Source organism: uncultured Mailhella sp. (assembly GCF_905187505.1).
In the GTDB taxonomy this organism is placed as follows: Bacteria; Desulfobacterota; Desulfovibrionia; order Desulfovibrionales; family Desulfovibrionaceae; genus Mailhella.
Window position 1 is genome coordinate 1 of record NZ_CAJJIC010000070.1, and the last position, 11,562, is coordinate 11,562.

The 11,562-nt window shown below is 61.5% G+C and carries 9 protein-coding genes; 1 reads left to right on the forward strand and 8 read right to left on the reverse strand.

What is annotated here, in order from left to right; genetic code table 11:
- Window positions 1-116 precede the first annotated feature (116 nt).
- The 7 genes from nifJ to QZZ60_RS07430 form a co-directional block, all read right to left on the reverse strand.
- Window positions 117-3,638 (reverse strand): pyruvate:ferredoxin (flavodoxin) oxidoreductase, encoded by a 3,522-nt coding sequence (gene nifJ / locus QZZ60_RS07400; protein WP_295639988.1) that lies wholly within the window; start codon window positions 3,636-3,638, stop codon window positions 117-119.
- A 184-nt stretch (window positions 3,639-3,822) separates the two neighbouring features.
- A complete protein-coding gene (gene gpt, locus QZZ60_RS07405; protein WP_295639990.1) occupies window positions 3,823-4,320 on the reverse strand; it encodes a xanthine phosphoribosyltransferase in 498 nt (165 codons plus the stop codon).
- Between the two features lie 14 nt (window positions 4,321-4,334).
- Window positions 4,335-5,171 carry a VacJ family lipoprotein gene (locus tag QZZ60_RS07410; protein ID WP_295639993.1) on the reverse strand — a complete coding sequence of 279 codons (837 nt, stop codon included), beginning with the start codon at window positions 5,169-5,171 and terminating at the stop codon, window positions 4,335-4,337.
- Window positions 5,168-5,797, reverse strand: a complete 630-nt coding sequence (locus QZZ60_RS07415; RefSeq protein ID WP_295639996.1) for a phospholipid-binding protein MlaC — start codon at window positions 5,795-5,797, stop codon at window positions 5,168-5,170. Before QZZ60_RS07415 ends, QZZ60_RS07410 begins: the two co-directional genes overlap by 4 nt.
- Entirely contained in the window at window positions 5,797-6,240 is a 444-nt protein-coding gene (gene mlaD, locus QZZ60_RS07420) for an outer membrane lipid asymmetry maintenance protein MlaD (protein WP_295639999.1), read from the reverse strand. Before mlaD ends, QZZ60_RS07415 begins: the two co-directional genes overlap by 1 nt.
- Window positions 6,241-6,250: 10 nt before the next feature.
- Window positions 6,251-7,072, reverse strand: coding sequence for an ABC transporter ATP-binding protein (locus tag QZZ60_RS07425; protein ID WP_295640002.1), 822 nt, complete (start codon window positions 7,070-7,072; stop codon window positions 6,251-6,253).
- Window positions 7,073-7,079: 7 nt separating this feature from the next.
- Entirely contained in the window at window positions 7,080-7,853 is a 774-nt protein-coding gene (locus QZZ60_RS07430; protein ID WP_295640005.1) for an ABC transporter permease, read from the reverse strand.
- 164 nt (window positions 7,854-8,017) lie between these two features.
- Between QZZ60_RS07430 and QZZ60_RS07435 the strand changes: the two genes are divergently transcribed.
- Window positions 8,018-8,278, forward strand: coding sequence for a HypC/HybG/HupF family hydrogenase formation chaperone (locus QZZ60_RS07435; RefSeq protein ID WP_295640008.1), 261 nt, complete (start codon window positions 8,018-8,020; stop codon window positions 8,276-8,278).
- 301 nt (window positions 8,279-8,579) lie between these two features.
- On the opposite strand, the gene QZZ60_RS07440 is transcribed toward QZZ60_RS07435, so the two are convergent.
- On the reverse strand, window positions 8,580-11,562 hold a 2,983-nt coding region (locus tag QZZ60_RS07440), incomplete at its 5' end, for an AsmA-like C-terminal region-containing protein (RefSeq protein WP_295640010.1).

Genomic DNA, 11,562 nt, shown 5'->3' on the forward strand with positions numbered 1-11,562 from the left:
ACTAGACCCTGAACCTAGCGTGTCTACCAATTTCACCACTTCGGCGCAGGAATGTGAATAGACGATTTGCCCTCCCTTGGCAAGTCTTTTTTTGCGAAAAAGAAAAATTTTTCCGTTCAGTTTTCGTTACGGTCGTTTTTTGAGGCCAGGAAAACGTAGCGGCGATAGCGGCTTTCAGCCTCGGCCCGGGCTTTTTTCTCCAGCTCGAACGCCTGTTCGGGGAAGGTGCGCCGCAATGACGCGTACCGGTTTTCGCCCTGAAGGAACTCGCCGTAGTCGAGCGTAGGTTCCCTGCAGTCGAGCGTGAAGGGGGTGTCCTTTTCCGGATGATAGCGATAGAGCGGCCAGTAGCCCGACTCCGTGGCGCGCTTCATTTCCTCCTGCGCGTGCGCCATGCCCGCGCGTATGCCGTGGGCGGTGCATGGGGCGTAGGCAATGACGAGGGAAGGTCCCCGGTACTCTGCGGCTTCCCTGAGCGCCTTCATGAGCTGCTCGGGCGACGCTCCCATGGACACCTGCGCCACATAGATGTTGCCGTAGGCCATGAACATGGCGCCGAGGTCCTTTTTTCCGCTTCGCTTGCCGGAAGAGGCGAACTGGGCCACGGCTCCGAGAGGCGTGGCCTTGGAGGACTGTCCTCCGGTATTGGAGTAGACTTCCGTATCGACCACGAGCACGTTGACGTCCTCGCCGGAGGCCAGCACGTGATCGAGTCCGCCGAAGCCTATGTCGTAGGCCCAGCCGTCGCCGCCGAACATCCAGAAATATTTTTTGACCAGCTGATCGGCGTGGGCGAGAATGTCCTTCACCTCTCCGGTCTGCGGAAGTTTTTCAAGTTCTGCTTTAAGAACGTTCGAAGCTTCTTCCGAGCCGTCGTAGGAGTCGAAGAGCTCAAGCCAGCGATCCGCCGCCTCTTTTGCCGCGCCGTCCGGCAGATGTCGGGCAAGAGCGGCGACGCGCAGACGCTGAGCGTCCCGCTGCTGCCTGACGGAAAGAAGCATGCCGAGGCACAGTTCCGCATTGTTTTCAAAAAGAGAATTCGTCCAGGCCGGGCCCTGACCGCGGGCGTTGACCGCGTAGGGAATGCCGGGCACGGCGCCGCCCCATGCCTGAGAACAGCCCGTGGCGTTGGCCCAGTATGTGCGGGGGCCGAAAAGCTGGGTGAGGAGCCTCGCGTAGGGCGTTTCGCCGCAGCCTGCACAGGCTGCGGAAAATTCCAGCAGAGGACGACGAAACTGGCTGCCCTTGACGGTAAAGGGATCGAAGACGTTTTTCTCCTCAAGGCCGAGAGCGTAGTCCCACACGGCGCGGGAGTCGACGGCTTCGGCGCGCGGAATCATGGTCAGCGCCCTGCCCGAGGCCGGACATTCCGCCGCGCATGAGCCGCAGCCCGTGCAGTCCGCAACGCTGATCTGAAGCGTGTAGGAAAGGCCCTCGGCTCCCCGTCCCCGGGCAGGCGCGGCCGCAAGGCCTTTCGGTGCGGCGGCGACTTCCTTTTCCGTGAGCAGGAAGGGCCGGATGACGGCGTGGGGGCAGACGAAGGCGCAGCGGTTGCACTGCGCGCAGAAGGCGGCGTTCCAGCGGGGAACGCGAACGGCGATGTCGCGCTTTTCCCAGGCGGTGAGCCCCATGTCCATCTGTCCGTCCTCATAGCCGAGGAAGGCGCTGACGGGAAGCTCGTCCCCTTTTCTTGCGTTGATGGGATCAAGGAGCCTTGTCACCGCCGAAGGCGCGCCGACGCGGGGCGCGGGAGCTTCGTCTGCGGCATGCTGCCAGCTCTCGGGCACGGCTGCTTCAAAAACGTGGGCAAATCCCGCGCGTATGGCGGACTCGTTCCTTGCGACCACGTCTTCCCCCTTGGAAAAGTAGGTGCGGCGCACGGCCTCTTCCATGTACTTTTCGGCCTGCTCTTCGGGAATGACGCGGGCAAGGCGGAAGAAGGCGGCCTGAAGAATGACGTTCACATGGTTGCCGAGACCGAGCTCGTGGGCGATGTCCGTGGCGTTGATGAGAAAAAGCCGCGCATGCTTTCGGGCAAGGGAGCGCCTGAGAGAGGCGGGAAGACGCCTTTCCAGCTCGTCGGGCTTCCAGGTGCAGTTGAGCAGGAAGGTTCCGCCGTCCTTCAGCTCGTCCGTCATGTCGTACTGCCGGACATAGTTCTGGCAGTGACAGGCCACAAGGTCGGCTCTCTGCACGGCGCATGAAGAGCGCACCGGGCCTCTTCCTATGCGCAGGTGCGAAAGCGTGAGCCCGTAGGACTTCTTGGCGTCGTATTCAAAATAGGCCTGTGCATAGAGGGGCGTGCCGCTGTTGATGATCTCCACGGTGTTCTTGTTGGCTCCCACGGTGCCGTCGGAGCCGAGCCCCCAGAACTTGCAGCTCATGAGGATGTTTTCGCCTTCCGTGTCCAGCGGTCCGCCGCAGGGAAGGGAGAGATGCGTCACGTCGTCCGTGATGCCGATGGAAAAGCGGTTCAGCGGTTCGGCGCGGCGCAGGTTGTCGAAGACGTCGCGTATCTGCGAGGGGGCGACATCCTTGGAGGAAAGGCCGTAGCGGCCCCCGACCACGAGCACGGACCGGCCTGAGCCCATGAGAGCGGTGCACACGTCCTGATGGAGCGGTTCGCCTGCCGAGCCCATTTCGGCGCAGCGGTCGAGCACGGCGATGCGGCGCACGCTTTCAGGCAGGGCTGCCAGAAAGTGCTTCACGGAGAAGGGACGGAACAGACGCACCTGAAGGTATCCGACCTTGCGTCCGCAGGCGCGCAGCGCATCCACGGTTTCCTGAGCGGTGCCGCTTACGGAGCCCATGGCCACGACGACGTCTTCCGCATCCGGAGCGCCGTAGTACTGAAAAATATGATAGTCGCGTCCGGTAAGGGCGCTTATTCTGCCCATGCATGCTTCCACTTCGTCGGGCAGAGCGTCGTAGAAGCGGCGCGAGGCTTCCCGTATCTGAAAGAACACGTCGCCGTTCTGCACGGTTCCGCGCATTCTCGGATGCTCGGGATTCAGCGCCTGGGCACGGAAGGCGGCAAGAGCGTCGCGGTCCACGAGGGCGGCAAGCTCGGAAAGATCGGGCTCCTCCACCTTGCAGAGTTCGTGCGAGGTGCGGAAGCCGTCGAAGAAGTGCAGAAAAGGCACGCGGGAGCGGATGGCGCACAGATGGGCGATGGCCGAAAGATCCATGACTTCCTGCACGCTTGCGGTGGAAAGCATGGCGAAGCCGGTTTGTCGGCAGTTCATGACGTCGGAGTGATCGCCGAATATGGACATGGCGTGCGTGCCCACGGTGCGCGTTGCCACGTGAAGCACGCAGGGCAGCCTTTCTCCGGCGATGCGGTGCATGACCGGAATCATGAGCAGAAGCCCCTGCGACGAGGTGAAGGAGGTGGCGAGAGCCCCGGTCTGCAGAGCACCGTGCACGGCGGCTATGGCTCCGGCCTCGGACTGCATTTCCACGAGGCGCACGCTTTGACCGAACATGTTCCTTCGGCCGCGGGCGGCCCAGACATCGGTTTTTTCCGCCATGGGAGAGGAGGGCGTGATGGGATAGATGGCGGCGATTTCCGTGAACGTATAGGCGACATGGGCGGCGGCCGTGTTGCCGTCCATGGTGACCATGTGTTTCGTGGACATGATGACTCTTTGCGTTATGGGCGGCGGGGACGGCTGCCCGTCGACGTGAAAAACGGTTTGCCCCCGGACTGTGGCGGCATGGGAGCACAGAACCTTTCTACTGTCAATATTTTTTTCTCACGCAAAAAACAAAAAAGGCCGGTAATACCGGCCTGTTGTTCACGGGTGAATCAGAAAGGGAGCATCACTGACCGTTCTGAAGGTCGATGATGGGCTTGGCGTACTGCACTTCGGAATCCCAGGGGAAGAGCACCCAGGTGTCCTGGCTGAGCTCGGTAACGAAGCTGTCCACCAGAGGAATGCCCGCAGGCTTGGCGTACAGCGTGGCAAAATGGGCCCTGGGCAGCATGTCGCGCAGAATTCTGGCCGTGTGGCCGGTGTCCACAAGGTCGTCGATGACGAGAGTTTCTTCCGTGTTGAAGGAAGGATCGGCGCTTTTCAGCACGGTTTCCTGATCCCCTTCCTCGCGGTAGTTGTAGAGCATGATGCAGGCGGTGTCGATGTGCCGTATGTTGAGCTCGCGTGCGATGATGCCCGCGGGGATGAGCCCGCCGCGGGTGACGGCCACGATTTTCGTGAACTTTCCGCGTTCCAGAAGGCGCCAGGAGAGAGCCTTGGCGTCGCGGTGGAGCTGCTCCCAGGTGACGGGGAATGTCTTGTGATAACGGTCTGATTTTGCCACGGTGAATCTCCTGGCTACTCCTGAGTGTTGGAAGAAAGCGTCATGCGCTGAAGCCTGTTCTTTCTCATGTTGAGGTAGGCGTTGCGCAGGGCAACGTAGGGCTCCAGAGCGGATTCGGTGATCTGGTCGTAAGACTTGTAGAGAGCGTCGGCGCCGTTGAAGGCAAGAAACACGCTGCTTGCCGTGCTCACTTCCCAGTCGAGAGCGTAGTACTGCGGCTTCATGAATGCGTCGCCGGTTTCGCCCACGGCTCCGCGCACGGTGGAGGGGCCGAGGAAGGGAATGATGAAGTAGGGACCGTCGGGCACTCCCCACACGCCGAGCGTATAGTCGAAGTTTTCCGTCTCGGGATGGTAGGGATAGAGCGGCCTGCTCTGACTCGCCACGTCGGCGAAGCCGAAGCTTACCATGAAGTTGACGAGGGAACGGTCGAATTCCACGCCGGCCTGGGCGAACTCGCCCTGAAGCAGGCTGTTGAGCATGCGCACGGGAAAGGCCACGTTGTGGGCGAAGTTGCTTATGCCGTTGCGGATGGGCTCGGGAACAATGAAGGCATAGCCCTTGTGCAGCGGTTTGACGAGGTACTCGATGAACCAGTCGTTCACATGGAACCAGAACCGGTTCCAGCCTTCGAGCGGATCGTTCTGTGCGGCGAGATCCTCCTCGGTGTAGTCGTCATAGTCGTCCAGTCCGCCGAAATCCTCGGATGCGGAAGGCGTTTCTGCGGAAGAAGACGACGTTTCCGTCATTTCCTGCGAGGGGGAGGGGGCCGTTTCCTGCTTCGAGGCGCAGCCCGCAGCGCAGGCAAGCGCGAGCGCCAGCAGGGCGGCAAGCATTATCTGTCGCATCATTTTGCTTCCTTGGGCTTGTTCTTCTGTTCCTCGGCCTTGGCCTTCACCCTGTCGATGAGTTCCTGAGGCGAGTTCTTGGCGAGAATGTCGCGGAACTGGTCGCGGTAGTTCTTGATCATGCTTATGCCTTCGATGAGCACGTCGTACACGACCCAGCGGTTGTTCTTCTCCAGCATGCGGAAGGCCACGGGATAGGTCTTCTGGTCCGCGAGAAATTCCATCTGCACTTCCACTCTCTTGCCGTTGCCGCCGGAAATTTCGCCGGTGAAGCGGATCTTCTGCCCGTTGTACTCGTCGAGCGTGTCGATGTAGGTATTGCGCAGAAGGTCGGTGAAGGCGTCCTTGAACTGCTGCTTCTGTTCGGGCGTGAACTGCCGCCAGGTGGGGCCGACGGTACGGGTGGAGAACTCCTCGAAGTCGAAGAGGTTGAGCACTTCCGCCTCGATCTTCTGCCGGATGGCGGGCTTGCCTTCCGGCGTCTTGAAGGCCGGATCGTTGAGCAGGGCAAGAATGCGCTGCGCGCCGGCTTCGGCGGTCTGACGGGCGGTCATGTCGGCAGCGCGTGCGGGCAGAACCGCACCGAGCACGCAGAGGGCAAGGGAAACGATGAAGAGCTTGGTACGCATTATACGCCTCCGAAAACGACTTTTCCTATGAGAGCTTCAAGATCGAGGGCCGGTTCCGTGTCGGTGATGAGGCTGCCGGGCTCGAGCGGCGTTTCCGATCCTCCGGGCGTGATGGCGATGTATTTGTCGCCGATGAGGCCGCTCGTCTTGACGGAAGCCATGACGTCGTCGGAAAGCGGGACGCCTTCGTTGATGTGCAGGTCGACCATGGCCGTGTAGTCCTTGGTGTCGAGCCGGATGGCGGAAACGCGTCCTATGGACACGCCCGCGATTTCCACGCTGGCGCCCGTGCGAAGACCGGCCACGGAGGAGAAGCGCGCGGTCACGGTGTAACCGCTGTCGCCGAGCACCTCCATGCGGCCGAGCTTGATGGTGAGATAGGCCACGCAGACAAGGCCGATGACCACGAACGCTCCAATGACGGTATTTTTTGCAGCAGACATAGATTCCTCGCTAATCGTCCAGCCATTCGGCCAGCGCCTGTCGAACGGAGCTGTCCAGCGGCGGGGCCGCCATGCGGCGGGAGTCTTCAAATTTGCGGTCAAGGAAGCGGCGCAGATACGGATTCTGCGACGCGTGCAGTTGTTCTTTGGTGCCGGAAAAGGCGGCCTTGCCGTTCTGGAGCACCAGAACGTGCTCGGCTATGTGGTCCATGCTGCCGAGGTCATGGGTGACGACCACGGTGGTCATGGAAGGATAGCAGGCCTTCATGTCCAGAAGAAGCTGATCCATCTGGGCGGCGGTGATGGGATCGAGCCCCGAGGTGGGCTCGTCGCAGAAGAGCACGGGCGGCTCCGTGACGATGGCCCGGGCCAGTCCCGCGCGCTTGCGCATGCCGCCGGAGAGTTCGCCGGGATAGTAGTCGGCGAACTTGTCGAGCCCCACGAGCTCCAGCGTGCGCAGAGCGGCGTCGCGCAGGGTCTTTCTGGGAAGGCCGGTGTGCTCCACGAGAGGCAGGGCCACGTTCTCCGCGAGCGTGAGGGAGCTTATGAGCGCGCCGTCCTGAAAGAGCACGCCGAAGCGCCGGCGCATCTTGTGAAACTGCGTGTCCGACATGCGGCAGATGTCGCGTCCGCCCATGAGGATGCGTCCCGCTGAGGGGCGGTTCAGTCCCAGAAGAAGGCGCAGAAGCGTCGTCTTGCCGCAGCCGGATTCCCCGAGAATGGTCGTGATGGCCCCTGCGGGAATCGTGGCGGAAAAGTCCTTCAGCACGAGGTGATCGTCGTAGCCGCCGTCAAGATGTTCCAGGGTTATGTCCCATGCTTGCTGATTCATGCGGGCCTCAGAGCAGGAAAGAGGTGAGGACATAGTCGGCCATGAGTATGAGCACGCAGCTCATGACCACGGCCGACGTGGTGGCGTTGCCCACGGCTTCCGCCCCCTTGCCGTCGCTTCTTCTGTGGGCGTTGTAGCCCTGGAAGCAGCAGATGGTGATGACGATGACGGCAAAGACCACGGCCTTGAGGAAGCAGCCCTGCACGTCGTCCATGGTGACGCTCGACTCTATGCCCGAGAAGTAGCGTCCCTCGTTGAGTCCGAGCAGCACGCAGGCCGAAAGATAGCCTCCGAATATGCCCACGACGGTGAAGATGGACGTGAGAAGGGGAAAGGTGAACAGCGAGGCGAGAAGTCTCGGCGTGACGAGATAGCCCGTGGGATTGATGTCCATGACTTCGAGGGCGTCTATCTGGTCGGAAATGCGCATGACGCCTATCTCCGCCGTCATGGCGGAGCCGGCGCGCGCCGTGACCATGACGGCGGTGAGCACGGGAGCCATTTCGCGGATGAGCGTGAGGGCCAGAAGGGAACCGAGCATGCCCTGAGCGCCGAACATGGACATGGCGTAGAATGCCTGAAGTCCGAGGACCAGACCGGTGAACAGGCCGATGAGCAGGATGACGAACATGGACTTTGCCCCGATGACGTATACCTGCTGGAGAACCTTGCCCGGAAGACGACGGGAATGGAACGCCTGTCTGAAGCCTTCAAACAGGAACAGCGCCATTTCTCCGAGGCGGTTCAGAAGATTCAGGACGGGTGCGAAGATTTCATTCATGATGGTACATTGCTCCGGTGGATAAGTAGACGGACGTTAGCCGATTTCACGCCATTTGGCAATGTATGCGCCCTGTCCGGACATGATACGCTTGCATGATTTTCCTCCCCGGAGTATGAAGGACGATTGAATGTTCATCGTGTCATTTTCAGGAGAGTGCCGTCATGTGTCTTGCCGTTCCCGTTCGCGTCGTGGAAGTGCCGGAAGAAGGAAAGGCCCGGGTCCAGGTGGGCAGCGGGGAAAACTTCATGGACATTTCCACGCTGCTTCTGCCCGAAGCGCCTCGTCCCGGCGACTACGTCATTGTTCATGCGGGGTTTGCCCTGCGCGCTCTCGACGCCGCGGAAGCCGAGGAATCCATCAAAATCTTCCGTCAGATAGCGGAGCTCGGCGTGAACGAAGGAAGGGCGCTGGAACAGATCTGACCGTTTGCGCGCTGCGGCGGGAATCATGTTGCGTCTGCGTTTTCGTCGCGTTGCCGCGGAAATTTCCGTCCCGTATTCGGGAAGGGACCCTTCCGTGTTCGAAAAGCGGCTTCGGCGTTCAGAGTGCCGCTGCCGCATTCCCGCCTCTGCGGGGCAGGGACGTCGCCCGAATATGCCGCGCGGAAAAGGAGCGCGGCTTCCGCATACGTGAGAAGTGTCGTGCCGCCCGGCGGAGGGGAGCTTTTCCTCTGTCGTGCGTTTTTCAGGCCTGCAGCTCGGTGAGTCATGCGGGCCTTTCCTTTTATTTCATGAAGAGCTTGAAGGGCGCGGAAAGCACGCCGCCTATGAGATCGATGACGCCGGAGCCTATGTTGCCCACCGTGCCCGTGACGGCCCCGAGCAGGCGATAGGTTATCTTGGGGGAGAACAGGTTGCCGGTGATGGAGACCGGCATTTCCGGAATGCCCGCAAGGGTGACGGTAGCCTCGGCGTTTATGCTTTCCGAGGCAAGGTTCGCCGTGCCTCCCCCAACGATGGTGAGGGGAGAGCCCTTGATGAGAAAGTCCCTGCAAGTGGCCACGCCCCTGGCCAGAGAGAGGCTCATGGACATGGTCTTGAATTCCGTGCGCGATTCCTTTTTCGGCGTTTCGCCATGTCCTTCGGGCCGGGTGATGATGGCACCGTTTGAAACGAGAAGCGAGAGCTTGCCGTTCAGCGCACTTTTCCAGTCCTCCCAGTTCTTCTGACGGGACTGAAGGGAGGCGTCGAAGGTGCCTGTGCCGCCTATGCGGGTCTTCTGGCCTCTGTCGGTGCTGAAGTTCAGCATGTTCATGTTGCGGCAGTGAGCGGAGAGCGAGAGGTCCGCGGACTTTCTGTCGGCCGTGAGCGCCGCCTGAAAGCTGCCGTCCGCCTGTCCGCCTCCGGGAAAGATCGCCTTGAAGGGCGCCGTGAGCACACCGTTTTTCTGCGAGACCGGCAGGGATACCTGAGCGAGCGTGGTCGAGAAGGCACGCAGGCGGTCCATGGAGAGCGAGAGCGTCATGTCCGTGTCTTCAAGAAAGGAAAGAGGAAGCGGAGTGCCTTTGGCAGGTGCGGAAGAGCCTTCGGACGTGGAGCGGTAGTCGTCGACATTGAGGAAGGGAGTGCGGAGACTGCCGTTCAGGGTCGGACGGCCGGAGAGAGACTGATGGAGGCTGCCGCTGAAACTCGTCTCGTCCAGCCGTCCCTTCAGATTGTCGAGGCTGAGCTGGCGGGAGGTGATGGTGACGTCGGCGTCGGCTTCCGCCTTTCGGAACGTCTTTTTGCCGGAGGGCGAAGGGAGGGAAAGCCCGAAGATTTCCGCACATCGGCGAAGCGACGGCGTGGAAAGGCCGAGTCTGCCGGCCAGCGAGAGCTTGTCCGGAACATTTGAGGCGGCAAGGCTGCCCGTGAGCGTGAAGGCCTCGTGACGGAGCGTGGCGTCGGTCATGGATACGGTACCGCCTGCCGCATTGTAGCTTCCCTTGCCGGACACGGTGAAGCCCATGTCCTCGGCAAGAAAATCGCAGAGCGCCTTCTTCAGTGATACCTGGAGAGAGACCGGCTGATTGCGCATGGCGGAAGGCAGGCCGTTCTTCGTGCTGAAGGAAAGGGCCGCCTGCTTTGCTTCGGCGGAAACCGACCAGTTCTTCGATGCAAGGTCCACTTTCCAATTTCCCCTGAAGTCCATGAGTGCGGGCATCGCGGTCAGGTTTTTGGCGGGCGCCGCGGCGGCCTGAGCGTTGACGGCAAGGGAGGCATAGGGCAGCGGTGAAGCGCCTTTTTCCAAGGTCAGAAGCCCCTGGTCCAGATTCGCCCGCACGCTTCCGCCGAGCGTGCTCAGCATCGTGAGAGCTGTGCCGGGTCTGAAGGCAAGATCGACGGAGCCTTTTCTGAGCAGGCCGGTCATGGCCGGGTAGCCGGCGAGCGCCCGGGTAAGGCCGTCCATGGTCACCCTGTCGAGGTCTGCCGTCACCCGCACCTTGTCGTCAAGAAAGACTTTTGACGTCGCCTTGCCCCCGTACAGACTGCCGACGGCGATGTTCAGCATGGGATGTCCCGCCGGTGCGGGAACGACGTGCACGTCGGGCCCGCCTACGCGGAAATTCATGATGTCGGCCGTGTCCGCGGAAATGTGGATGTCGTACCCGACGGTGATGTGGTCGTCCTTCTGCGCGTTTTTGTCGTCGTCTTCATCATGCGATGACGGAAGCACCGGAGGCGGCAGGTGCGACATGTCGGGCGTTTCTCCTTTGAGCTCGGGAAAGATGCGGTTGAGGTCGACCTGCGACGCATGGGCGCTGATGAGGATTTCCGGCTTGAGGTATTCCCGGCAGCTTCCCGAGCCTTCCAGCTCCATGCCCATCACCTGCGCCTTGAGACGGGCCACCGTCACGCCCCGGAGACTGAGTTCCATGTCGTCGAAGGAGCCGGTGATGTTGTCGAGCGCGCGCTGGAGCCCTGCGGTCATGGCCTGACCGAAGCCGAACCAGCGGGCCAGACTGAAGTGACGGATGTCGGCACGGCCGTGCAGCACGGGATCGCCGTTCATGAGGCCCGTCATGCTGCCGGACAGGATGACGTTGTCGTCTTCCATGCGGACGTCGGCATTTTCAATGGTCACGGAGGTTGCGTCGTCGCGTTTGGCGAAGGGCACGGAAACGGAGATGGGCACGGGGTGTCCGTTCATGATGAGCGTGGCGGAGGCCTCCGCCGTGCCCTGAGCTCCGTAGCGTTTCTGTTCCGGAGCGGCGGAAAATTCCGTGGAGAGCGAGACCTTCAGCGGCTCGGGCATGGGAAAGTAGCGGTAGGGCTCGGCTATGGGATGCCCCATGACGGCGTCGAGCGGGGCGAGCTGAAGGTTCGAGGAGAAAACCGCGCTGCCGCGCCAGAAGTTTCTGTGGTTCCTGCGCAGGGAGGAAATCGCAACATGGGTGCCGTGCGCCGAGGCGTCGAGTCCGGCGGACGTCTTGTAGCGCATGTCGTCCACGTCGAGCTCGAGGTGTCCGGGAATGAGTCCGGGGAGCCTTGCGCTTGCGTTGATGCCGGAAATTTCCAGATGGCCTCCGCCGCTCTCGCCCGTGATGCGGCAGATGCCGTTTTCCACGCGGAGGCGAACCCCGGTGATGCCGTAGGGCAGGGAGAGAGGTTCGGCTTCTTCGGCGTCGTCTTTCTTTTCGTGGATGAGTTTTTCGAGAATGCCGCTGGAAATGTCGAGCGTGGGACTTTCCAGAGTAAGGGAACGCACCGTCGGGCTGAGGCGCAGC

Excerpts from the sequence above, each read along its gene's own strand:
- QZZ60_RS07415 (WP_295639996.1), bottom strand. The coding sequence starts at position 5,797 with ATGCGTACCAAGCTCTTCATCGTTTCCCTTGCCCTCTGCGTGCTCGGT.
- QZZ60_RS07430 (WP_295640005.1), bottom strand. The coding sequence starts at position 7,853 with ATGAATGAAATCTTCGCACCCGTCCTGAATCTTCTGAACCGCCTCGGA.
- QZZ60_RS07425 (WP_295640002.1), bottom strand. The coding sequence starts at position 7,072 with ATGAATCAGCAAGCATGGGACATAACCCTGGAACATCTTGACGGCGGC.
- mlaD (WP_295639999.1), bottom strand. The coding sequence starts at position 6,240 with ATGTCTGCTGCAAAAAATACCGTCATTGGAGCGTTCGTGGTCATCGGC.
- QZZ60_RS07435 (WP_295640008.1), top strand. The coding sequence starts at position 8,018 with ATGTGTCTTGCCGTTCCCGTTCGCGTCGTGGAAGTGCCGGAAGAAGGA.
- nifJ (WP_295639988.1), bottom strand. The coding sequence starts at position 3,638 with ATGTCCACGAAACACATGGTCACCATGGACGGCAACACGGCCGCCGCC.
- QZZ60_RS07410 (WP_295639993.1), bottom strand. The coding sequence starts at position 5,171 with ATGATGCGACAGATAATGCTTGCCGCCCTGCTGGCGCTCGCGCTTGCC.